The organism is Arthrobacter sp. ISL-69 (assembly GCF_018613775.1).
In the GTDB taxonomy this organism is placed as follows: domain Bacteria; phylum Actinomycetota; class Actinomycetes; order Actinomycetales; family Micrococcaceae; genus Arthrobacter.
In genome coordinates this window covers 149,453-172,510 of record NZ_JAGGPO010000011.1, presented here as the reverse complement: position 1 = coordinate 172,510, position 23,058 = coordinate 149,453, and the positions used below count along the sequence as shown (strand labels likewise).

The window sequence follows — 23,058 nt, the reverse complement described above, 5'->3', positions numbered from 1 at the left end:
CAGCATGCCAGACGTCGGCGGGACACAGCACGGTTTGAACCGGAATCCGGCCCCTATGACGTCGAATTTCACCGGGCATTTACCAATTCATTCCTATTCCCATTTAATTCGGGCAGTATTTGGACGCGAAAAAGCGAGTGGTGGCGCCAAAAGTACCTATATACCCGCCGTCGCAGGGCTGCTAATTTCTAAAGAAATTACGACGGCGGATCCTCCTCCGCCGTGAGCGTTGCGGCGAATCCAAGAGGACACTCAATGGCGGCAGGGGACGGAGCGGCAGAACAGTCACGGCTCGCAGCCGAGCGGATTGCCCGGCTGAAGCGCCAGCTGGACCACGCCGAACGCGCGGCCGATACGTGGGGCGCCGGTGCCGACGGGGAGCGCCGCACCGCCAACAAGCTCAGCGAGCTGGCTCCGCACGGCTGGTTCCTGCTGCACGACGTCCATTGGCCCGGCCGCCCGCTGGCCAACCTGGACCACGTCCTGGTGGGGCCGGGCGGCGTTGTAGTGGTGGATACCAAGAACTGGTCCGGGAACGTCGAGGTCCGGGACGGGGTGCTCAGGCAGAACGGCTACACGAGGAATCCCGCCGTGGACGGCGCCCTGGGGCAGGCGGCCGCAGTGGCTGCACTGCTCAGTGCTCCCCACCGGCACCTGGTCCGTTCCATCATCTGCCTGACCGGCCAGCCCGACCTCGGCGAGGTGACGGATTCCGGCGTCGAGGTGTTGGGCATCAACCGTGTTGTTGCCCGGATAGCTGCGCTCCCGGCCGTGCTGGATCAGCAGACGGTAGTCGGCGTCTACTCCAGCCTGGGACAACAGCTGACGCGGCCCCAGTCGTCCGCAGCCCTTAACTACCGGGGCATGCCCATTCAGGGCCCGGCGCGGTGGCCGGGGCAGAACCCGGGCCAGGGCGTGCACCAGGGGACCAGGTATCCGTCGCCCCTGCCCAGCCGCTATCACGGACCCGTGGCCGGCAACGCCGCTGGCCGGTTGTCCCCGGCGGACTCCCCGCTGCCCCCGCAGTACCTCAAAAGCCTGTACGGTGAACGCCGATTCCGCAAAAGCCGGGCAGCCGGCGCCGTGTGGAGCCTGCTGATCCTGGGGATCGTGGCCTTGGCACTCTCGGCGCCGCTCTGGGTCCGGTAGCCATATTTTCAGGCGGCCGCATCACGGCTGCATCACAGGTGCATTACGGGTGCGTACGGGGACGGCACGTCCGGGCGGCGCGTTGGTAGGCTGGTTAAAACCACTCAAAAGGGGATTTTCCCATGACCAACCAGCCTGCCCCCGGCGACGAGGGGACGCCACAGGGCTACCAGCCGCCGTCGTACATTCCGCCGCAGGGGGCGCAGCCCACGCCGCCCAGCAATCCCTATGGCCAGCCGTCCGGGCCATACGGCATTGTGTATGGCCAGCCGTCCTACTACGGGATGCCGCCGGAGCCCAAGAGCCTGAGTATTGCCAGTCTGTGCTGCGGGATCGCGGTGTTCCTGGGGCTGGGAATTTTCATCCTGCCGCAGATTGCGGCCGTCGTCCTGGGCCACCTGGCATACCTGCGGGAACCCGCAGGCAGGGGACTGGCCACTGCCGGGTTGGTCCTTGGCTACCTCGGGCTTGCGCTCACGGCCATCGTGCTGACGTTCATCGTGGTGGCAATCTTCGCCGCAGCCAACGCCGGATACGGCTTCTAACGCCCTGTCAGTCCGTCAGCGCCCGCACCAGGCGGGTGGCATTCGCCTCCAGCCAGGCGGCCCGTCGCTCAATGACTCCGCCCACGCCTTCTGACCACATCCGCGCCCAGCCGCCGCCCACCGTCCGGGCATTGTGTTCCATCCGTTCGTACGACAAGCGGACGGCGTCCACGCCGAAGCCCGGCAGCCGCCGTCGTTCGTCTCCGGTCCAGCCATAGGCGTCCGCGAAGATCCGGAGCCGCCGGAACGGATCGAGCTGCTCCCAGCCGGGCCAGGCATCGGCCGGGTCCCTGAGCGGCACCCAGTGCATTGCCGTGTTAAGGGAGTCCTTGAGGGCGGTGCTTGGCCCCGCGAGGTCGAAGTCCACCAGGCCGGCGGCCAGCCCGCCCCGGACCACCACATTCTGCGGGGTCACATCCAGGTGGCAGACCAGCGCTGCGGGATCGCCTTTCACGGTGTCCTGCCGGACGGGCCGGAGCGGGAACGGATGTGCCACCGGCACGAACCCCTCCGAAGCGTGGTGCAGCCGGCGGACCAGGCTGCCCACGGACGCGAGGAGGTCCTCCGACTGCACCCACGGTTCCGGCACCGCTCCGGCACAGTCCCCGGGCATGAATGTGAGGGCATCCCGGCCTTGCGGGTCGCGTCCCAGGAACCGCGGCGAGCCCTCGAAACCGGCGTTCTCCAGCCAGTCGAGATAGTCGGCCACCGCGAAACTCTGCGGCTGGTGCGGGCGGCGGATCGTTCCGCCGACCCGCACCACGCCTTCGGTGACGTCGCCCGCGGGCATGGGTTCGACGTCGGACGCCTCGCCGGCGGCGGGCCGGTAGAAGCGGGACTCGACCGGCCCCTGCGCAGCCGACGGGCGGTGGTTGCTCACCGGGTCAGCGTACGCCGCCCATGAGCTTCTTGATCCCCGGCGAAGCCACAGCCAGGCCGACGGCGAGGACCATGGCCGTGCCGCCGATGCCCGTGAAGTACGGCAGCTCATCGGCGGGGTTGTACAGGCCGGCGAGGATGCCGGCCAGGGTGGTGCCGAGCGAAACGGACAGGAAGAACAAAGCCACCATCTGCGTGTGGAACGCCTGCGGCGCCAGTTTGGTGGTGACGGAGAGCCCGATGGGGGAGAGGAAGAGCTCCGCGAGCGTGAACAGGAGCAGGATGCCCACGAGGGCCAGGAGCGGTGTCTTGCCGCCGCCGGACAACGGGATGAAGGCCAGGAAGGCCAGGCCCATCACGAACAGGCCGATGGAGAACTTCAGGGCCGATCCTGGTTGCTTGTGGCCGAGGCGGGTCCACAGGGCCGCCATAACGCCGGCGAAGATGATGATGAACACCGGGTTGATGGACTGCACCCAGGCCGCCGGCATTTCCCATCCAAACAGGTTCCGGTCCAGTTTCTCCTCCGAGTAGACGGCAATGAACGTGAATTGCTGCTGGAAGAGCGCCCAGAACGCTGCAGAGGCGATGTACAGCGGGATGAACGCGACCACGCGCTTGCGCTCCGTCCCTGTCACCTTTTTGCTGCGGAAGATCAGGCCGAAGTACAGCACGGACGCGCCGATGGCCGCGTAAGCCATGGACATGGCCAGGTTTTCGGCGTTTACGGCACCGGTGGCCAGGAGCACGGCCACTGCGGCGGCAATACCAACGAAGATCAGCCCGTACCGGGTCCGCTCCGCGGCGGGCAACGGATTGGGCACGTGGTGTGCCGCTTCGGGGAGATTCTTGCGTCCCATTGCGTAGATGCCCAGGCCCAGGGCCATGCCGACGGCGGCCGCGCCGAAGCCCCAGTGGAACCCCTGGCTTTCCTGCAGCCAGCCGGTGACCAGCGGGCCTATCAGCCCACCCGCGTTGATGCCCATATAGAAGATGGAGAAGCCGGCGTCGCGGCGTTCGTCCTTCTCTCCGTACAGGCTGCCCACCAGCGCGGTGGCGTTGGCCTTGAGCCCGCCGGAGCCGACGCCCACCAGCACCAGGCCGGCGATGAGGCCGGGAATGCCCGGCAGGAGCGCCAACGCAATGTGGCCGGCCATGATCAGGACGGCCGAGCCGAACAGGACCCGTTCCGAACCGAAGAGCCGGTCAGCCAGCCAGGCGCCAAGAATGGTGGAGAGGTAGACTCCGCCGCCGTAGGCGCCCACCAGCCCTGCGGCCAGGCCCTGCTCGATTTCGAGGCCGCCCTGCGCAGTGGTGAAGTACATGTAGTAGAGGAGGATGCCCTGCATGCCGTAGAAGGAGAAGCGCTCCCACATTTCCACGGAGAAGAGGCTGGCCAGCATCTTTGGGTGGCCAAAAAAGGAAGTATCGCCCGGCGTTGTAGCGGGGCGATCGGATAAATGAGTTGTGCTCATTTACTTAAGGGTGGCACCGGATCGCGCGATTGTCACATTCCAGCGGGCAGGAAGCAAGGCAGACACGCGGCGCCACGGGCCATTGGGGCGGCGTTGCCGCGTCTTGTTGCCGGGTGCGCCGCCAGCCCTAGTAGCCGATCTGGGCAGCCACTTGAAGCAGCAGGGCCTCGGATCCCATGGGTCCCACCAGCTGGATCCCCATCGGCAGGCCGGCGCCCGGCGCCCCTCCGGTCCAGTGCACGGGAATGCTGATGGCGGGCAGGCCGCACACGTTGACCATTGAGGACCAGGGCGCATATTCGCACTGCTTCCGGTAATCGCCGTCGGCGTCGCCGGCCCATTCCGACGCAGGCCAGTAGCCGTCCCCGTGCGAGGAACCCGTAAACCAGCCCACGGGCCGCGGCGTCTGGGCCAGTGCCGGCATCAGGACGAGGTCCCAGTGGGCGTACTGCGCAATGGTGTCGCGCTCGAACTGCCGCAGGAAACCGAGCGCCTCGTTCAGCTTGGACACACTCCGCTGCTGCGCCCGCCGCCGGAAAGTGCGGGTGAGCGGGGTCAGGAGCGCCTCGCGCTGCGGGGCAATCCTGGCATTTCCCACGCCGGCAGTCCACGCCGTGGTGAAGGCGTCCGGGTACCGGTTGTCATACCGGACGGCGGCTTCCGCCGTGAAGTGGCCTGCCGTCTCGAGCAGCCGGATACCCGCGTCGAGGGCGTCCATGGCTTCCGCGTCCGGAGTAAACGGGAAAATGGCCTGCCAGGGGCTGTCCAGGCTCACACCGATCCGGAGTTGGCGCGGCGGCCGGGACAGGGCCGCGAGGTACCGTCCCCCGCCGCCTGGAACAGCTTTGTGCCCGGACGTTCCCGGGTCCGTTGCCGCTGATGCTGCCTCTTGCGCCGGTTCCGCTGATTCCGGTGCGGACACCAGGGCGTCGAGCATCAGGGCCGCATCCTCGGCGGACCGGGCCAACGGGCCGGCCACCACCAGCCTGGCCGGGTCCCCGGTGCTTTCACCGGCCGGGACGAGTCCGCGCCCCGGCTTCAGGCCCACCAGCCCGCAGGCCGCCGCAGGAATCCGGATGGAGCCGCCCCCGTCGGACCCGGGTGCGAACGGTACAAGGCCTGCGGCAACGGCGGCGGCGCTGCCGCCCGAGGATCCCCCCGAGCTTCGGCTCAGCGCATGGGGATTGCGCGACGGCGGGGCGATGAGGTTCTCGCTGTAGGCAGTTAGGCCGAATTCCGGAACCTGGGTCTTGCCCAGGGAAACGACGCCTGCCCGCTTCAACACCGCCGCCAGCGCACCGTCCACGGGTGCAGGCTTATGGTCCAGGGCCGCACTGCCGTGGGTCGTCACCACACCGGCAACGTCGGTCAGGTCCTTGAACGCCACCGGCATGCCGTGCAGCAGCGGAAGCTCCCCCGGTGAACGGGAATGCTGGGATCGGGCGTACAGTGCATCCGCGCGTCCGGCGTCGGCCAGGGCTTGCTCCGCCGTCACCGTGATGAAGGCCCCGAGGCCCGGATTCTGCGCCTCGATCCGGGCCAGGAAATGCTCCGTCGCCTCCTTGGCGGAGAGCTTTCCCGAGCTCAGGGCGTCACGTAGCCCAACCGCGGACAATTCGTGGATTTCACCCAAGGAAACGCGGCTCCAGCCGCTCTTCCGCGGCAGCTGCTGCGCCGGGCTGCCGCGTGACGCGGTACGCCGCCTTGCCGCGCACCTCGCTGACCATATCAACGAGGTCCGTGCCGAAGTAAACCAGTCCCACGCCGTCGTCCGTGCAGTGGGTTTCGCTGAGCGTGCCCTCAGCCACCAGCCGGTGCACCAACGGTCGGCGCTGGTCCTCCGAGTCGTAGTGCACGCTGTTGGCATAGGGCAGGAATCCCAGGGCGTTCGTCACCGGACGCAGCTGCGGGCCGAACGAATCCGTGGTGCCACCCTGATACCAGCAGATGGACCCTGCCGAGACGCCGGCCAGGACCACGCCGCCTTCCCACACTCGCCGCAGGATTCCGTCGAGGCCGTGCGCCCGCCAGACGGCCAGCAGGTTCACCACCGAACCGCCGTTGACCCACACCACGTCCTGCTCTATGAGGTGGGCTTCCGGATCGTCGATGCTGGGCATGGTGAACAGGTTCAGGTGGCTAAAATCGAAGCCGGCGATCCTCGCGGCCTGGTCCATTTCCGCGTTGAACCAGCGCTGGTCGCCCGCGGCGGTGCCGATATGGGTGACGCGCGGGGCGCGCCCGGTAACGCCGGAAAGCTCGACGGCGTGATGCAGCAGTGCGTCAAACTCCAGCCGTGAACGCCGGCCGGCCTTAAGTCCGCCGGACGTGGCCAGAATGGTGGGCTGTTGGGCTGCCATCGAAGATTCTCCTTTGCGGTCCACTTGAAGCGTAACGTGCCTCCGGATTCGGAGCCGCCGCCTCCGGCGGGGGATACGCTGGAGACAGACCTTCATTCCCCCGGAGAGGACTTCCATGAGTGACTTCGAAACCGTGACCGTGACCGACGTTCCCGCCGACGCCAAGATCCTTGACGTGCGCGAGGACTACGAATGGGCGGCCGGGCATGCCGAAGGTGCCCTGCACATTCCGCTGGACCAGGTGCCGGCCCGGCTCAGCGAACTGGACCCGGACGAGGACGTGTACGTTATCTGCCGGACGGGCGGACGGTCCTTCCGTGCAGCCAAGTGGCTTGAGGGTCAGGGCTATTCCGCTTTCAATGTGGCCGGCGGAATGGACCAATGGCTCGAGTCGGGACTGCCGCTCGTCTCGGACAACGGCCTCAAGCCGGTCATCCTCTAGCAACGCGGCAGCTGCCGCCCCTCAGTGCCGGGTTGCCGCCGGCGCTGCCGCCCGCCGGGCGGCCCTGACATAAAACGACAAGGACCGTCCATGCCTGCTTCGCCCGTCACCTACACGTTCCTCGGCCCGGAAGGCACGTTTACCGAGGCTGCGCTGATGCAGGTGCCCGGCGCCGTGGGGGCTGTCCGCATCCCCTCCTCCAATGTGAACACCGCGCTGGACAAGGTCCGTGACGGATCCGCCGATGCCGCCATGGTGCCCATCGAGAACTCGGTCGAGGGCGGCGTGACGGCGACCCTGGATGCCATCGCATCCGGCCAGGAGCTGAGGATCATCCGCGAGGCGCTCGTACCCATCAGCTTCGTCCTGGTTGCCCGCCCCGGGGTGGAAATCGCGGATATCCGAAAAATCTCCACCCATGGCCACGCCTGGGCGCAGTGCCGGCTCTGGGTCGAAGCGAACATGCCTGATGTGGAATACATTCCGGCCTCCTCCACCGCGGCGGGAGCCATGAGGCTGCTGAGCGAGGACGGCGTGCACTATGACGCCGCCATCTGCGCCCCGATCGTGGCCACTGAGCAGCCTGGGCTGCATGTGCTCGCGGAGAACATCGGGGACAACCCGGGTGCGGTGACGCGTTTTGTCCTGGTCAGCCGGCCCGGAGCGCTGCCGCACCGTACCGGAGCGGACAAGACCACGGTGGTGGTCCCGCTGCCGGAGGACCGTCCGGGTGCGCTGATGGAGATCCTGGACCAGTTCGCCACCCGCGGAGTGAACCTCAGCCGGATCGAATCGCGGCCCACCGGGCAGTACCTGGGCCACTACTTCTTCAGCATCGACGCCGACGGCCACGTGGAGGACGCCCGTGTGGCGGACGCCCTGGCCGGGTTGCACCGGATCAGCCCCGCCACGCGCTTTCTTGGTTCCTACCCAAGGGCTGACGCGCAGAGCCCCGAAGTGGAAGCGCACACGTCCGACGAAGCATTCCAGGCCGCACATGAATGGGTCGCAGGGATACTCAAAGCGGCATCCATCGAGCCGGTCCAAGCTCCGCACGGTTCGCCAACAGCTTAGACAGATGCCCTTCCGGGTACTTCCCCGCGTGCACCGCAGTGCGTATGCTTGCCTGATCCATTGGGGACGACCTCTACCGGAAGGAGCGGGTCATGTCAGGATCCAGTACCGACAACGACGGCCAGGGAATGATCGTCAATCCCAAGCCGACTGCCGATAACCAGGACTGGGACGGCGACGATGCGGACCGTGCGGATCGCCTGCGCTTCGAAGAGGAACAGGCCATGATCCGGGAACAGTCCGAAGCCCGCGCGGCGGCGAAGGCCGCAGCTGAGGCGGAGCAGAAGAAGGCCAGCGCCTGACTCCGGGGTCTCCGGGCAGGCTGCCTTCCCGGAGGCCTACTGCGGGGTGGATTCCCCTGCGGCCGTTTCGCCGCCCTTGCTTTCCGTAACCCGAACCAACAGCGATCTCGGCTCCACCCGGACGGTCACGTCGGTGGCCATTCCTGAGGGGTCGCCGTCGACCTGGGTGGCTACCGGCTCTGCGCACTTGATGACGATCTTGCCGGAACGGTAGTAGCTCATGACCGGCAGGTTCCTTTTGTGCTTGAACATGATCTTTGCGTACATCGCGATCCACCCGATGGCACTGCGCGGGCTCATCACCACGACGTCCAGCATGCCGTCGTCGATCATTGCCTGCGGGATGAAGTCGATGCCGCCCGGGATCAGGCCGCAATTGGCGAACAGCACGCTGCGGATCTTCCGTGACTGTTCGGGCTGGTCGTCCAGGGCGATGGACACCTTCTTGCGCCGTCCGGGCAGGTGCCTGACCCCAGCCTCGGTATAGGCGAGCCAGCCCACTGCCTTCTTCAGCCCGTCATTGGTGTCGCCCACTACCTCGGCGTCCATGCCCATGCCGGCAATTACCAGGAACGCATGCTCCGACGAGGTACCCGTCCGCGAGTTCCGGATGGCCATGCGGGCCATGTCAATGTGCCGCTGGTGTCCGAACAATGCTGTCTGGACGTTGCCGTGGAGATCGTAGACGTCGAGGTCGATGTTCCTTGCCAGCAGGTTTCCCGTGCCCAGCGGAATCAGGCCCATGGGCACGTTCGTACGCGCCAGCTTCTCAGCCACAACGCGTACCGTTCCGTCCCCGCCGCCCACGAGGACGACGTCGGCCCCGGTCGCGAGTGCTGCTTCGGCCTGCGAATATCCGGGGTCCTCGGCGGTTGTTTCGAAAAAGACCGGGGCGTCCCACCCTGCGGAGAGGCAAGCGCGCTGGATCAGGGCGGTGGCTTCCGCGGACTTCGCCTTGACCGGGTTCATCACCACGGCCACTGTCTGACGGGACAGGCCCGGGTGGTACGTGTCCTCTTGGACAGCGCTGCGCGTATGGAGTGCCTTGAGGCTCCGCACACCCCACCAGCTGGAGACCGCGAAAGCCAGGGCCGCAGTGATGATGAGGTAAAGCAGCCAATCGTTCATGGTGCTCCAACACTATCCCGCGCAGGAGCCCGCACGGCCCACCGCGTCATGGCGGGCGGATTCGATACTCTTGTCTGGTGATCGACGTAAAAGACCTCAGCGAAAATCCGGACAAGTTCCGTGCCAGCCAGCGCGCCCGCGGCGCCGACGAGTCCGTAGTGGATGCGATCATCTCGGCAGATGCGGCGAGGCGTGCCGCACTCATCCGCTTCGAAAACCTGCGCGCCGAACAGAATGTCTTCGGCAAGAAGGTGGCGCAGGCCAAGGGCGAGGAAAAGCAGGCGCTGCTGGCCGAGGTCAAGGTCCTGGCCGCGTCGGTCAAGGCGGCCTCCGCCGAAGCGGACGTCGCGCAGGCGCAGCAGGAAGATCTGCTGCGCGCCATCCCCAACCTGATCGTGGACGGGGTTCCGGAAGGCGGCGAGGACGACTTCATCGTGGTCAAGACCGTCGGCGAACCCCGCGAGTTCCCTGATTTTGAGCCGAAAGACCACCTGGAAATCGGTGAGCTGATCGGTGCCATCGACATGGAGCGCGGCGCCAAGGTGTCCGGTTCACGCTTCTACTTCCTCCGCGGCGTGGGCGCCCGGCTGGAAATGGCGCTCCTGCAGATGGCCATGGAGCAGGCCATCGACGCCGGCTTCGTTCCCATGATCACCCCCACGCTGGTCCGCCCCGAAACGATGCAGGGCACCGGCTTCGACGTCAAGCACGACGCCGAAATCTACCGTCTCGCCGAAGACGACCTTTACTTGGTGGGCACCTCGGAGGTGGCCCTGGCCGGGTACCACGCGGACGAGATCCTGGACCTTTCTGCCGGCCCCATCCGCTATGCGGGCCAGAGTTCCTGCTACCGACGCGAGGCAGGCTCGCACGGCAAGGACACCCGCGGGATCATCCGCGTCCACCAGTTCAACAAGGTGGAAATGTTCATCTACACCACGGTGGAGGAGGCAGCAGCCGAGCACGAGAGGCTGCTGGCCTGGGAAGAGGAGATGCTGGCCAAGTGCGAGCTTCCCTACCGGGTGATTGATACCGCCGCCGGCGACCTCGGCAACTCCGCCGCCCGCAAGTTCGACTGCGAGGCCTGGGTGCCCACGCAGGGTGCGTACCGCGAACTGACGTCCACCTCGAACTGCACCACGTTCCAGGCGCGCCGCCTGAACATCCGTGAGCGCGTGCTGAACGAGGACGGCGCACCCAAGGGGACCCGCGCCGTCGCCACCCTGAACGGAACGCTGGCCACCACCCGCTGGATCGTGGCCATCCTTGAGCACCACCAGAACGAGGACGGCTCGGTGAACGTCCCCCGGGCGCTCCAGAAGTACCTCGGCGGCCTGGAGGTCTTCCCGGTCCTCTAGTTTGGGGTTTCCCAGGCTTGTCCGCGGTTCCTGCCCTTCACCCGCCTGATGCGCGGACAAGCCTAGGAATGGCCGGTTCGCGGCAGCGTGACCGTTCCTCCACACGGTGCCTTGTCCACATAGCGCACCCGGCCCGCCGACTCATGGGGTCCGGAGGTTCATCCTGTTGGCATGGAAATCCCGCCCGGACTGATCGACTCCGCCGCCATTCTTCGCAGCCGGGCCGGCACCGATTTCATCCATCGCGAGTTCCGGGCGGGAAAGCTGGTGCGGATCCGTCGCGGTTTCTATGTGCGCACCACAGAGTGGATCCGAGCCCGTCCGTCGGACCGCTTCGCGTGGACGACGGCGGCTGTTGCGAGGTCGGTTAAAGGTGCCGTGCTGTGCGGGGAGACGGCAGCCCTCGCTAGCGGCCTCCCTACGCTGAAGACGCCTGGCTGTGTTGAGCTGGCAACAACCCTGCCCGGACGCAGTGGGACAAGGCGATCGGCGCTTCTGGTGCTGGGGGAGGACAGCACAGCCCAACAGGTTCGGGACAAGCGATCCTACCCTCTCCGGTATTGCCTCAAGGCAGCGGTTGAGCCCGTGCAGCACGGGGAGTTTCGGTGCACCGGGCTGATGCAGACCGCGGTAGACGTAATGGTGTCCGGCAGGGTGAGCAATGCATTGGTGGTTGCTGATGGCGTGGCCCGAAGACTAGTACGTGACGGCGCGCCGGCCGCGGACTCCGGCCTCCTCGGCGTGCCCGGAATTGCCGACCGCATCGCGGCCCACCCGTTTGCAGCCGCCCGGCGCCGCGCTGAACTGGCGGCCACCCTCGCCAGCCCCTTGGCTGAATCCGTGGGTGAGTCCTACAGCCGTTCGGCCTTTGAGTATCTTGGCTTCGAGCAACCAGTGCTTCAGCACGTCTTCAGCGACCATGACGGCTTCATCGGCAGGAGCGACTGCTGGTGGCCAGAGCAAGGAGTTGTGGGGGAGTTCGACGGCAAGGCGAAGTACGTGGACGCGGCGCTCCGTGGCGCCATCACGGCGGAGGAAGCCGTGTACCGGGAGAAACTTCGCGAAGACCGAATCCGTTGCCTCGGGTATGGCTTCGTTCGCTGGAACTGGGCGGATGTGGATAACCCCGACCGACTGAGGCGGAAGCTCCTGGCCGCGGGCCTGCGCCCACGGAACCCGCACTAGCCCGCGCGTCCGAACCCTCAAGGGCAGGAACCGCGAACAAGCCTCGGATTTCGAGGGGTCGGCCGCTGCCACCGGCCGGCGCCCAATCGGCAACGTGAAGCGGCGGTAAACACTCACAGTGTGGACAGCCCTGTGGGTGTTTACCGGAAGTTCACAAGGCGCTGTGGCGTGCGTCCTAGCGGCTGTCGGGGGTGTCTGCTGTACTAGGTGAATGACAACATTGACTGAAACCTCAGTCGCTGGCAACGACGACCAGCGAAACAACGGTAAGAACAACTCAACACAGAAGCTCATGGTTGCCCTGGATGTCGACGGCACCCTGGTCAACCATGACGGCCACATGTCGGCCCCCGTCCGTGAGGCCGCCCAGGCGGTGGTCGCAGCGGGCCACGAGGTCATGATCGCCACCGGACGTTCCCTGAATGCCACCCTGCCCATCATTGAGCAGATCGGGATCGAAACCGGCTACGCAGTCTGCTGCAACGGCGGCGTGACGCTCCGCCTCGACCCGGCGCACCCCGACGGCTACGAAGTCATCCGCAAGGCCACGTTCGATCCGGGGCCCGCGCTCCGTGCCCTCCGCAAGCGGCTCCCGCTCGCCAAGTACGCGCTGGAGGACGAGGACGGCAATTTCCTGTCCACCGAACGTTTTCAGGATGCCAGTTTCGGCGTGGAAGCAATCGGCGTCGACTTCCAGACCATGCTTGACGCCACAGCCGTGCGGGTGGTGGTGTTCAGCTCCGAAAATACGTCGGAGGAGTTCAACGAGGCCATCAAGCACATCGGCCTCGCCGGTGTCACGTATTCAGTGGGCTGGACTGCCTGGCTGGACATCGCCGCCGAAGGGGTCACCAAGGCCAGCGCCCTGGAACACCTCCGCGGCCACCTGAGCATCGAGTCGCACCTCACGGTGGCCATCGGTGACGGCCGCAACGACATCGAGATGCTCACCTGGGCCCGCCGGGGGGTTGCCATGGGCCAGGCTCCTGACGAAGTGGTCGCCGCCGCGAATGAAGTCACCTTGTCCGTTCACGACGACGGCGCGGCGCACGTTCTCCGCAGCCTGCTCTAGGGCGGGGCTGCTTCGGGTCCGCATTCGCAGGGGGCGGGTCAACTGCCTAGCGGACCTCGAGGATCAGCTGGAGCAGCCGGGCCGCAGCCGGACGGGCCGCGTGCTCCTCGTTCCATTGCGCCCTGGCCACGGCCTTGCTGACTGCCTGGGTGGTGATGCCGAGCTCATGGGCAACTGCCTTTTGCTGGCCGCGGACGCCGGGTGTCAGCAGATCCAGGACACGCCACTCGGCCGCGCTTCGCCCGTGCACAATGTGGCCGAGCAGCTTCAGCACTGACTCTGATTCCGCGGCGAGGTCGGCGAACGGGCCGTCAACCGCGACGGGAATGCGTTCCTTGCCGTTGCGCAGGCGGTCCACAGCCCGGCGCGCGTAGATCAGGCCGTGTCCGGTGGCGTCCTTGATCTGGTTGGGTAGCGGCTCATTTATCGGCCCCACACCGATCCCGACAAACCAGCTCCCTGAGCGCAGCGCCACCAGGGCGGCGTCCACGGCCTGGTGCGGACAGTCCACGATGCCCTGGACTTCGTCCTCCACGGACCGGTCGAAATCGAGGCGCGCGGGTATGTGCCGCAGGTCCTTGAGCAACTGCGGTACCCGGTCACCGTCGCGCCGGCTGTCCGTTTGGTTGATGGTCAGCGTGAACATTCTGCATGACAGACTACCCGGTGGCAGGGCGCCGTTGAGGGAAAGCGATGAGCCTTTCAGGTCATCGCGCGTTCAACCTCGGGTGCCGTTGTCGTAGAGCCCGGGCACCTGATCGCGCCGGTCTTCGTCAGCCTGCCCTTAATCAGATACGCGGGGATCGTGCATGGGGGCAGCCCCGTGGGCGACACCGGAGCGGAGGTCTACCGCGGTGAATTTCGCGTCAAACGTGTCGCCGCTGCCCCCACCGAGAGCGGAGGCGAACGCCAACAGGAGGTACAAGGGAGCGAAGGACCAGCAAACGGCGCGCCAGCCGCCGAGCCAGGCTCCCGACGTCGTGCCGTCCGCGATTCTGACGGAACGCATCCCGGCGGCGACGTCGCCCAGGCTGCCTGCGGTGCCCATAATCATGCCGTAGGCAAAAAGGACCAGGAACCAGATTGCGGTCAGGGTGGCGACGAACAGCCCGTCGTTGGAAAACAGGGCCAGGGAGAGCGGGCCCAAGGCCAGGTTCCGGACCAGGGAGTTCAGCACGGCCATTAGGGAGACGGCAACCAGGATTATCACCAGCGCATCGAGGCTACGACCCCAAAAGTGCGGCCAGCCCGCAACTTCCACGTAACAGGCACCCGAGGCAGTATGCCGGCGGACGCGGCGTCGGTTGACGGGGTCGATCAGTCCTGCGATGTCCGCTCCATCCATCCGTGCCACGGTGGTTCCCCTTATCCCAGTGCCGAATCAAACAGCATGAATTTACCTTGTTGCGTGGTGCACGGCGATGGGCAGTACAACCCACGCCCCCACTGATGAACCGGACCACGGTCGACACGCTGCCCGGAGGTTGTGCCCATGGCCTGAAGGTGTTGCCATGGGGAAGGACGCTGCCGACGGTGGCATTGACGGAAGCGGAGAAAATCCATGGCGAACACGCCGGGTAGGGACACTGCCAATAAGCCGGGGGCCGGCAATTCCGGGACGGGGACCGCGGATGGGGCCGAACTGGAACTCGTGGACCGCTGGTGGCGGGCTGCCAACTACCTCTCCGTGGGCCAGATTTACCTGCGCTCTAACCCGTTGCTGCGTGAACCTCTCCGCGCTGAAGACACCAAGGCCCGGCTCCTGGGCCATTGGGGCACCACGCCAGGGCTGAACTTCGTCTACGCCCACCTCAACCGGGTCATCCGCAGGGACCGGCAGCAGATGCTGTTCATCGCGGGTCCCGGCCACGGCGGCCCCGCAGTGGTGGCGAACGCCTGGCTCGAGGGCACCTACTCGGAGATCTACAGCAACGTGGGCGACGACGAGCCCGGGCTGGCAGAACTCTTCCGCCAGTTCTCCTATCCCGGCGGCATCCCCAGCCACGCAGCCCCCGAGACTCCCGGCTCCATCAGCGAGGGTGGCGAACTCGGGTACTCGCTGGCCCACGCCTACGGATCCGTCTTCGACAATCCGAAGCTGATCACCGCCGTCGTGATCGGTGACGGCGAGGCGGAAACCGGGCCGTTGGCGGCCAGCTGGCATTCCCACAACTTCCTGGACCCGGTGGCCGACGGCGCGGTGCTGCCCATCCTGCACCTGAACGGCTACAAGATCGCCAACCCCACGGTCCTCGCCCGGATGCCGGAAGCCCAGCTGGAACAGTTGCTCCGCGGGTACGGCCACAAACCCCATTTCGTCACCGTGGCCGATCCTGATGATACGGCGGCCGCGCACCGCGATTTCGCCGCGGTCCTGGAGGCCTGCCTTGCCGAGATCCGTGCCATCCAGGCGGTGCGCCGCGGCGCCGGCACCCCGTCGGCTGATGACGCCGGTGCCGCCCAGTGGCCCATGATTGTGCTGCGTTCGCCCAAGGGCTGGACCGGCCCCAAGCGGGTTGATGGCAAGCAGGTGGAGGGGACGTGGCGGAGCCATCAGGTGCCGCTGTCGGAGGTCCGCACGAATCCGGAGCACCTAGCCCAGCTGGAACAATGGCTGGAATCCTACCGGCCGGGCGACCTCTTCGACGACCACGGCCGCCTCCGGCCCGACGTCGCGGAAAACGCTCCGGCAGGGGAGCTGAGGATGAGCGCCACGCCCCATGCCAACGGCGGCACCCTGCTGCGCGACCTGAAACTGCCGGACTACCGCAAGCACGCCGTCGAGGTGCCCAGGCCCGGTGTGGACCGGGTCAGCGCCATGATCACCCTCGGCGGCTGGATGCGGGACGTTATTTCCCAAAATTCCGAGACTTTCCGGCTTTTCGGCCCCGATGAGACTGCCTCCAACCGCCTGCAGGACGTCTATGACGTCACCGACAAGGTCTGGCAATACCGGATCGACGACGTCGACGAGCACCTCGCGCGGGCCGGCCGGGTGATGGAGGTGCTCAGCGAGCACCTGTGCCAGGGCTGGCTGGAAGGCTACCTCCTGACCGGTCGGCACGGCGTGTTCAGCTGCTACGAGGCCTTCATCCACATTGTCGACTCCATGTTCAACCAGCATGCCAAGTGGCTCAAGGTCCACCGCGGGCTCGCCTGGCGCCAGCCCGTGGCGTCGCTGAACTACGTGCTGTCCTCGCATGTCTGGCAGCAGGACCACAACGGTTTCTCGCACCAGGATCCGGGTTTCGTCGACCACGCGGTGAACAAGAAGGCGGAGGTCATCCGCGTGTACCTGCCGCCGGATGCCAACACGCTGCTGGCCGTGATGGAGCACTGCCTGGATTCCCGGGATTACGTCAATATCGTGGTCAGCGGCAAGCAGCCCTCACCCACATGGCTGGGGCCGGCCGATGCCGCCCACCACTGCCAGCGCGGGCTGGGGATCTGGGAATTCGCGGGATCCGAGGTGCCCGGTGAGGAACCGGATGTGGTGCTGGCCTGCGCCGGCGACGTTCCCACCGTGGAGACGATTGCTGCCGCTGAACTGCTCAAGGAAGGCGCGCCAGGGCTGAAGATCCGCGTGGTCAACGTGGTGGATCTGATGCGGCTCCAGGACGCCAGCGAGCACCCCCACGGGCTGACATCACGGGACTTCGACGGCATATTCACGGCGGACAAGCCGATCATTTTCGCCTACCACGGGTACCCGTCCCTGATTCACCGGCTGGCCTACCGTCGCACCAACCAGAAAGGCCTGCACGTCCGCGGCTACAAGGAAGAGGGGACCACCACCACGCCGTTCGACATGGCCATGCTCAACGGCATCGACCGTTTCCAGCTGGCCATCGACGCCATCGACCGGGTTCCGGGACTGGCGGAGCGGCACTCCCTGCTGCGGCAGGCGCTCCAGGACAGCCGTATCCGGGCGCACAACCACACGCGCAGCCACGGCGAAGACATGGAGGAGATCCGCGACTGGACGCTTGGCGGCTAATCCGGCTCATCCGGCGACTCCGGCTGCCCCGGCGACTCTGTGAGGTTGGCGAGCCTGCCGGAAGGGACGTGGATCCACCCTTCGCTGAGGGCTGCCGCGGCGTGATCCTCTGCGGGCTGCAGCGTTTGGCCGAGGCTGACGGCCCGGGCCGTGAGGGAGGCGATGACGGCGTCGAACATGTCGTCCGATGCCTCCAGGTCATCCCGGTGCCCGGCAAGGTCCAGCCAGGGCGCCGCAGTCTCCAGGTTGTCCAGGATAAGGCGCAGCCGTTCCGACTCCGGGGCGCCCCGCCCTTTGTACCCGCGGGCGTGGATCCCCCAGAGCTTCAGGGAGGCTGCGGGGTAGACCTCTGCCAGCCGGCCCGAGCCGTCCCTGGGCTGCTGCCCGTGGTCCCGGGCGATCTTCGCTTGGATCACGGCGCAGCGCATCGCGGGGTGTGCCAGCCGGTCCGCGGAGACGCTGAGCGGAATCAGCCCGGTTTTGCCGGTAACGAACCGGTCGGTGTCCCGGTAGGCCAGGAGCCGGCGGCCTTCGATCCCGTCGTAGTCCAGCACCGGATGCGCGTCGAATTTCAGGTGCCCGGCCAGGAAGGGAAGGAAGGCGTCCGGCCAGCCCACCGGGCAGTCGATGCCGGTCATGGCTGCGCTGCCGAACAGGTCCACGATCTCCTCGTCGGTGACATCCAGGGAGAGGTGAACCAGCTGTGCACCGCCGCCGGTCCAGTCGATCACCGCCGCCGCCGTTTTCCTCGTGGCGGCGGCAAGGTCCACACCCAGCGTCCTCATGGGCGTGCCGGGGCGGAGGTCCGCTGGCTCAGTTGCATGCGAACAATCTATTGGACGCCGGGCATTGGTACACCTGCTCAGACGGCGCGGAACCGGAGCGCGCAGGGAAGCTCTCCCCGGCTTTCGAGGCCTTTGCCGTAGGCGAACCGGGCCCAGGTGGCGCGGAGGGCCCGGCCCTGGGCATTGATTTCGTCCCAGGTTGCGCCGTCGAGCAACCCGGCACCCTCCCAGGTCCGCTGGTTTCCGAACAGCAGGGGCAGATCAACGGTGTGGGCGGCGCCGTAGAAGTTCCCCGGGGCCGCCCAGGACAACACGTAGCTGTACGCCTTGCCGCCCGCCCGGGCATGTCGGCGGGCGAACCTCCGGGCCGGCCGGCCATAGACCGCTTCGGTTACGGCGCAGCTGATGCCGTTAACCACCGCCTTGCCCAGGACCGGGATCTTCGCCAGCCGGCTGGCCAGGGGACTGCTCGGCAGGAACAGGCGCGCCTCGTCCGAGGTGTGGCCGATCAGCACCTCGATGTGCGGCGCGGTGGTGTTCCACGCTGCCTCGATGCCGTGTTCCGGCGGCAGCGGGGCGTGCCCGTACTGGGTGCCGAACGGCATGGCGGCCATCAGCCCGTACTTCCGGGCCACTTGGGAGACATGGTCCTCGATGGCGACGACATCCATGGCCGGGGTGTCCTCGGTGACGGCTTCCGCTGCGACGCCCATGGCGGCGTTCATTTTCGCCCGGCCCCTGGCGATTCCCAGGGGCGCGCTTTGGATGATGGCGCGCTGGAACAGTGACGGCGCCTCCGGCGTCGCCATGAGGTGGGCGACGGCGTCGCCCCCCGCTGACTGGCCGAAGGCGGTGACGCGTTCCGGATCGCCGCCGAAGGCGCCGATATTGCGCTGCACCCACCGGAACGCCTCAAGCTGGTCCAACAGGCCTAAATTCGCGGGCCGGCCTGTTCCGGCTGCCAAATACCCGAACAGTCCCAACCGGTACGTTACGGAGACGACGATGAGCCGGTTCTCGGCTACCAGGGCCTTGGGGTCGAAGATCGCCAGGTCCCCGGAGCCGGAGGTGTAGGACCCGCCGTGGAGCCAGACCATAACGGGCACCTGCTCACCGTCGGCGAGGTCGGCCGGAATAGTGATCGAGAGACGCTGGCAGTCCTCGCTGCCGGGGAGCTCGCCGTAACGGGTGCCCAGGATGTCGTCCAGGAACGGCACCGGACCCTGTGGGCAGGCAGGGGCGGGCGACGTCGCGTCAAAAGCCGCGGTACGGTCGGGTGCGCTGGCCGGCGGCTGGAAGCGGCCCGCCGTGGCGTAGGGGACTCCGGTGGCGCGCAGCACGTCGCCGTCGCGCCAGCCGGAGACGGGACCGCACGGAGGATTGAAGGAAGGCTTGGAAGTCACAAGCCCAACAATTTCACAAATTCCTGACACACCCCTGGAAACGGCCCAACGGACACTTGAGGCCCCGAAATCCTGGCGGATTCGAGGCCTCAAGTGTCCGTTCGCGCTTGGCGCGGTGGGGACTAGTGCGCTGTCGGAACGTAGCGCTTGATGGATGCCTCCAGCTCGGCTTCGGCAGCGGCGCGGTCGCCCCAACCTTCGGCCTTGACCCACTTGCCCGGCTCCAGGTCCTTGTAGCGCGTGAAGAAGTGCTCGATTTCCTTGATCAGGAATTCGCTGACGTCGCTGACCTCTTTGATGTGGTCGAAGCGGGCGTCGGTGGGCACGCAGAGGACCTTGGCGTCCCCGCCGCCGTCGTCCGTCATGTTGAATACGCCGATGGGGCGCGCTTCAACGATGACGCCCGGGTGCAGATCGAAGTCCTGCAGGAGCACCAGTGCGTCCAGCGGGTCGCCGTCTTCGCCGAGGGTGTTCTCGAAGAAACCGTAGTGAGTGGGGTACTGCATGGAGGTGAACAGGACGCGGTCCAGGCGGACGCGGCCGGTCTCGTGGTCGACTTCGTACTTGACGCGTGATCCCTTGGGGATCTCGATTGTCACGTCATGCTTCATGGAATGCTCCTCGACTTCAGGGTGTTCGCGGCACACAGGACCATCAACTGAAGGAGTGTCGGTGCCGCCGACTACTATTGAGGATATAGCGATAGGCCCAGGTTTCATGAACTAGCGGGGACATTTCAGGACTAAAGGACCAACAGCAGCATGAAACGCATGATGAACCGCGCGGCCAGCCATCCCTGGTTCGCCATCATCAGGCGGCACCTGCCTCTGGCACTTCTGACCGTCCTGATCGTCGCGCTCGCCGTCCCGGCAGCCATACTCGTTGTGCCCGCCTTCACCGGCCGGGGCACGGAACCGGAAACCACGGAGTCCGCTGTTCCCGCCTGGCAGCAGGTCCCGCGCGACCTCTCCCTTCCCCAGGGCATCTCGCCCCTCAAAGACTCGGCGCCAGTTCCCTGGCCGGACACCCTCGCCGCCCAGCTCAACGCCACGCTGAAAACCGACGGCGGCGGAACGTTCACCGGTGTGGTGCAGGACGCCGCCACCGGCCAGGTGCTCTTTGACCGTGGCGGGGCCGAGAGCAGGGTCCCTGCCTCCAACATGAAGCTCCTGACCGCCGCCGCCGCTGTCCGCGCCCTCGGACCCGACCATCGCTTCAATACCAAGGTGGTGGCCGGCGCCGAAACCGGATCGGTGGTCTTGGCCGGCGGCGGCGACGTGCTGCTCGGCGCAGGGGAGTCATCCCAGGACGATGTGATGGGCCACGCCGGGCTCGCAACCCTTGCCCGGCTCACGGTTAAGTCCCTGCAGGAAAAAGGCATCAAGGGTCCGGTGCAGATGCGGCTGGACGACTCCCTGTTCACCGGTCCGGCCCTGAACCCGACCTGGAGCCCGGAAGACGTGGCTGCCGGCGAGACGGCCCCGCTGTTCCCGCTGGCCCTCAACTCGGCCAGGTACGATCCCGCTGTCACCACCGGGCCGCGCCCGCAGGACGCCGCGATGAGTGCCGCCGAGGCGTTCTCCGCGCACCTCACAGCGGCGGGCGCCGCCGCCGGACTGACGGTCACTCCCGGCGTCGTGCGCGGCAAGGCGCCGGATGCCGCGGAACCGGACGCCGCAGAAGCGGCCGACGGCGGTGCTGCTGACGGTGATGCTGCCGACGGCGGCGCGGCAGCTGGAGGCGGCGGTGCTGCGGTAACCAGCCCGGGCCAGGTGCTGGCCGAAGTCCAGTCCGCCACACTGCGCCAGCAGGTGGACCTTATGCTGCAGACCTCGGACAACTATCTGGCCGAAGTACTGGGCCGGATGGCCGCCGTCGCCGGGGGACAGCCCGGCAGTAACGACGGCGCCACCGCCACCGTGTACCAGCAGGTCAAGGACCTGGGAATCCCCACCGCCGGCCTCCGCGTGGCGGACGTCTCGGGCCTGTCCCTTGGCAACCAGGTCTCGGCTGGGCAGCTGTCCGAAATTGTCCGGGACATTACCTCCGGCTCCGAGCCCAGCCTGCGGGCCGCAATCGGCGGCTTTCCGGTGGCAGGGCTCACCGGCACGCTCGGCAGCAGGTACACGGACGCGTCCACAGAGGGGGGCGCGGGACTGGTGCGGGCCAAGACCGGGACGCTGAACTCCGTGATTGCCCTGAGCGGCTATGTTGTGGACGCCGACGGCCGCCTTCTGGTGTTCTCCTTTATAGGGAACGGACTGGCGCCGGGCGCCGCGGGGAACAAGCCGGCGCTGGACCGCACGGCGACGGTCCTGGCTTCCTGCGGCTGCCGCTAGCTGCGAGCCGTTGCGTCGCCGGCGCTCGCGGCATCACCCAGGCCGGCATCACCCGAACCGGAACCGGCAGCGGAACTCAGCTGCACCCCGGCCCCCGGTGCTGCCTCCGCGGCAGTGCCAAACGCGGCGGTACCCAGCAGCGCCGCCATAAAGACGGCGGACAGGACGGACCTCCAGCTGTTGCTCTTACCCAGGTTCAGCGGCGGGATCGGGCGGTACGCAATCATCGGACTCTTCTCGGTGGTGTGGACTTCTGCACCAACTCTGGCCCGGGACATTTGCGTTCTTCTGTTCCGATCCTGTGCAGTGCCTGTGCGTTGCGTCCGGGCTGCCGCTGGTTCGCCGGACAGCGAACTTAAGGCGCAACCGCAGGGTGCTGTGATCTGATGGACGCTATGGAGTCAACTGGCGATTCATCAGCACAGGCCCAGGCACTGATCAACTGGGAGCTCGCAGCGTCAACAGCCGCCCGCCTGGCTCCGGCGGGCCCCTCGCTGGGGTCCTCCGAAATCGGGGCGGCCGTGGAGAACCTGCGCCTCATGGCGGACATTTCCGTGCCGCACGTCCACGACATCACCGGGCTTGAGGCGGCGCGCGACCTCCGCGATTCCTCGGTGCTGGTGGTGGACCGCGCCTCCTGGGCCAGGGCCAACACCCAAAGCTTCGCCGTCATGCTGAAACCGGCCATGGAAAAGATGCTGGAAAGCCGGCGCGGGGCCATGAGTCCCGGCGCGCTGGCCGTGAGCGGAGCCATCACCGGAAGCCAGCTGGGCGCCGTGCTCGCCTTCCTGTCCAGCAAGGTCCTAGGCCAGTACGATCCCTTCTCGGCGCTCGCCGAAGACTCCACCGCCCCCGCTGCGGGACGCCTCCTGCTGGTGGCACCGAACATCGTCCATGTGGAGCGCGAACTCAACGTTGCCCCCGAGGACTTCCGGCTGTGGGTCTGCCTGCACGAACAGACCCACCGGGTGCAGTTCGCCGCCGCACCCTGGCTGCGCCACCACATGCTGAACGAAATCGACAACCTCAGCGAACACCTGCTGGGCAACGTCGACACCCTCCTCGCGCGGGCATCGGCCGCCGCACGGTCGCTCAAGGACCGCACGGCCGCCGGAACAGCTCCGGGGCGCGGCGCCATCCTGGACCTGCTCCAGGACCCGGAGGAAAAGGCCTCGCTTTCGCACCTGACGGCCGTGATGAGCCTGCTCGAAGGCCACGCCAACGTGGTCATGGACGCGGTGGACGCCAGCATTGTTCCGTCCGTCAAGACCATCCGGCAGCGCTTCAACGCCCGCGGCAAGGACCGCGGCGTCGTGGAGAAATTCATCCGCAGCCTGCTGGGCCTCGACGCCAAGATGCGCCAGTACACGGACGGCGCCAAGTTTGTCCGGGCCGTGGTGGACGTGGCCGGCATGGAAGGCTTCAACCGGGTCTGGGAATCCGCCGGGAACCTCCCCACGGAACCGGAAATCCATGACGCCAAGCTCTGGCTCGAGCGGATGGGGCTCTAGTTGTCCCAGCCTGCAACCGGACGACGGCGGCCCGGCCGGCTGTCGCCCGTCGTC

The 23,058-nt window shown here is 66.9% G+C and carries 22 protein-coding genes; 11 read left to right on the top strand and 11 right to left on the bottom strand.

Annotation, left to right across the window (positions count from 1 at the left end):
* Positions 1-255 precede the first annotated feature (255 nt).
* Together J7I79_RS07380 and J7I79_RS07375 are read left to right on the top strand one after the other, a co-directional pair.
* Positions 256-1,149, top strand: a complete 894-nt coding sequence (locus J7I79_RS07380; RefSeq protein ID WP_214951846.1) for a nuclease-related domain-containing protein — start codon at positions 256-258, stop codon at positions 1,147-1,149.
* 122 nt (positions 1,150-1,271) lie between these two features.
* Positions 1,272-1,694: a DUF4190 domain-containing protein gene (locus tag J7I79_RS07375; protein ID WP_214951844.1), complete on the top strand. Its 423-nt coding sequence runs from the start codon at positions 1,272-1,274 to the stop codon at positions 1,692-1,694.
* Between the two features lie 7 nt (positions 1,695-1,701).
* On the opposite strand, the gene J7I79_RS24185 is transcribed toward J7I79_RS07375, so the two are convergent.
* The 4 genes from J7I79_RS24185 to J7I79_RS07355 all read right to left on the bottom strand — a co-directional run bounded on the left by J7I79_RS24185 (position 1,702) and on the right by J7I79_RS07355 (position 6,408).
* Positions 1,702-2,574: a phosphotransferase gene (locus tag J7I79_RS24185; protein ID WP_311380534.1), complete on the bottom strand. Its 873-nt coding sequence runs from the start codon at positions 2,572-2,574 to the stop codon at positions 1,702-1,704.
* A gap of 4 nt (positions 2,575-2,578) precedes the next feature.
* Entirely contained in the window at positions 2,579-4,048 is a 1,470-nt protein-coding gene (locus J7I79_RS07365; RefSeq protein ID WP_214951840.1) for a peptide MFS transporter, read from the bottom strand.
* Between the two features lie 127 nt (positions 4,049-4,175).
* On the bottom strand, positions 4,176-5,681 hold the full coding sequence (locus J7I79_RS07360) for an amidase (protein ID WP_214951838.1): 1,506 nt from the start codon (positions 5,679-5,681) through the stop codon (positions 4,176-4,178).
* Positions 5,674-6,408 (bottom strand): peptidase E, encoded by a 735-nt coding sequence (locus tag J7I79_RS07355; RefSeq protein WP_214951837.1) that lies wholly within the window; start codon positions 6,406-6,408, stop codon positions 5,674-5,676. The genes J7I79_RS07360 and J7I79_RS07355 overlap by 8 nt, the downstream gene beginning before the upstream one ends.
* Before the next feature lie 115 nt (positions 6,409-6,523).
* On the opposite strand from J7I79_RS07355, the gene J7I79_RS07350 reads away from it, so the two are divergent.
* From J7I79_RS07350 to J7I79_RS07340, 3 genes are all read left to right on the top strand, one after another.
* On the top strand, positions 6,524-6,850 hold the full coding sequence (locus tag J7I79_RS07350) for a rhodanese-like domain-containing protein (protein ID WP_214951835.1): 327 nt from the start codon (positions 6,524-6,526) through the stop codon (positions 6,848-6,850).
* 90 nt (positions 6,851-6,940) lie between these two features.
* On the top strand, positions 6,941-7,924 hold the full coding sequence (pheA, locus tag J7I79_RS07345) for a prephenate dehydratase (protein ID WP_214951833.1): 984 nt from the start codon (positions 6,941-6,943) through the stop codon (positions 7,922-7,924).
* A gap of 92 nt (positions 7,925-8,016) precedes the next feature.
* A complete protein-coding gene (locus J7I79_RS07340; RefSeq protein ID WP_214951831.1) occupies positions 8,017-8,226 on the top strand; it encodes a hypothetical protein in 210 nt (69 codons plus the stop codon).
* A gap of 36 nt (positions 8,227-8,262) precedes the next feature.
* Here J7I79_RS07340 and J7I79_RS07335 read toward each other — a convergent pair whose 3' ends face one another.
* Positions 8,263-9,354 carry a diacylglycerol kinase family protein gene (locus tag J7I79_RS07335; RefSeq protein WP_214951829.1) on the bottom strand — a complete coding sequence of 364 codons (1,092 nt, stop codon included), beginning with the start codon at positions 9,352-9,354 and terminating at the stop codon, positions 8,263-8,265.
* Positions 9,355-9,431: 77 nt separating this feature from the next.
* On the opposite strand from J7I79_RS07335, the gene serS reads away from it, so the two are divergent.
* From serS to J7I79_RS07320, 3 genes are all read left to right on the top strand, one after another.
* On the top strand, positions 9,432-10,712 hold the full coding sequence (serS, locus tag J7I79_RS07330; RefSeq protein WP_214951827.1) for a serine--tRNA ligase: 1,281 nt from the start codon (positions 9,432-9,434) through the stop codon (positions 10,710-10,712).
* A 171-nt stretch (positions 10,713-10,883) separates the two neighbouring features.
* The gene (locus J7I79_RS07325; RefSeq protein WP_214951825.1) at positions 10,884-11,897 is read left to right on the top strand and encodes a hypothetical protein; all 1,014 of its coding nucleotides are present in this window, start codon (positions 10,884-10,886) and stop codon (positions 11,895-11,897) included.
* Between the two features lie 211 nt (positions 11,898-12,108).
* Complete coding sequence (locus J7I79_RS07320) at positions 12,109-12,969, top strand: HAD family hydrolase (protein ID WP_214951823.1); 861 nt, start codon at positions 12,109-12,111, stop codon at positions 12,967-12,969.
* A gap of 46 nt (positions 12,970-13,015) precedes the next feature.
* Here the strand turns inward: J7I79_RS07320 and J7I79_RS07315 are convergent, their stop codons facing one another.
* Together J7I79_RS07315 and J7I79_RS07310 are read right to left on the bottom strand one after the other, a co-directional pair.
* Positions 13,016-13,615 carry a hypothetical protein gene (locus J7I79_RS07315; protein WP_214951821.1) on the bottom strand — a complete coding sequence of 200 codons (600 nt, stop codon included), beginning with the start codon at positions 13,613-13,615 and terminating at the stop codon, positions 13,016-13,018.
* A gap of 138 nt (positions 13,616-13,753) precedes the next feature.
* Positions 13,754-14,314, bottom strand: a complete 561-nt coding sequence (locus J7I79_RS07310; RefSeq protein ID WP_396020177.1) for a hypothetical protein — start codon at positions 14,312-14,314, stop codon at positions 13,754-13,756.
* Between the two features lie 216 nt (positions 14,315-14,530).
* Here J7I79_RS07310 and J7I79_RS07305 point away from each other — a divergent pair, with 216 nt between their 5' ends.
* Entirely contained in the window at positions 14,531-16,966 is a 2,436-nt protein-coding gene (locus J7I79_RS07305; RefSeq protein WP_214951817.1) for a phosphoketolase, read from the top strand.
* Here the strand turns inward: J7I79_RS07305 and J7I79_RS07300 are convergent.
* The 3 genes from J7I79_RS07300 to J7I79_RS07290 form a co-directional block, all read right to left on the bottom strand.
* On the bottom strand, positions 16,963-17,751 hold the full coding sequence (locus J7I79_RS07300; RefSeq protein WP_214951815.1) for a DUF429 domain-containing protein: 789 nt from the start codon (positions 17,749-17,751) through the stop codon (positions 16,963-16,965). The two genes, J7I79_RS07305 and J7I79_RS07300, sit on opposite strands and share 4 nt — an antisense overlap.
* 77 nt (positions 17,752-17,828) lie before the next feature.
* Positions 17,829-19,154 carry a carboxylesterase family protein gene (locus J7I79_RS07295; RefSeq protein ID WP_214951813.1) on the bottom strand — a complete coding sequence of 442 codons (1,326 nt, stop codon included), beginning with the start codon at positions 19,152-19,154 and terminating at the stop codon, positions 17,829-17,831.
* Between the two features lie 122 nt (positions 19,155-19,276).
* Complete coding sequence (locus J7I79_RS07290) at positions 19,277-19,765, bottom strand: inorganic diphosphatase (RefSeq protein ID WP_104175602.1); 489 nt, start codon at positions 19,763-19,765, stop codon at positions 19,277-19,279.
* Positions 19,766-19,915: 150 nt separating this feature from the next.
* On the opposite strand from J7I79_RS07290, the gene dacB reads away from it, so the two are divergent.
* Positions 19,916-21,493 carry a D-alanyl-D-alanine carboxypeptidase/D-alanyl-D-alanine-endopeptidase gene (gene dacB / locus J7I79_RS07285; protein ID WP_214951812.1) on the top strand — a complete coding sequence of 526 codons (1,578 nt, stop codon included), beginning with the start codon at positions 19,916-19,918 and terminating at the stop codon, positions 21,491-21,493.
* Here the strand turns inward: dacB and J7I79_RS07280 are convergent.
* Positions 21,490-21,771, bottom strand: a complete 282-nt coding sequence (locus J7I79_RS07280) for a hypothetical protein (RefSeq protein ID WP_214951809.1) — start codon at positions 21,769-21,771, stop codon at positions 21,490-21,492. The genes dacB and J7I79_RS07280 overlap by 4 nt on opposite strands.
* A 117-nt stretch (positions 21,772-21,888) precedes the next feature.
* On the opposite strand from J7I79_RS07280, the gene J7I79_RS07275 reads away from it, so the two are divergent.
* Entirely contained in the window at positions 21,889-23,004 is a 1,116-nt protein-coding gene (locus J7I79_RS07275) for a zinc-dependent metalloprotease (protein ID WP_214952069.1), read from the top strand.
* The last annotated feature ends 54 nt before the right edge of the window (positions 23,005-23,058 follow it).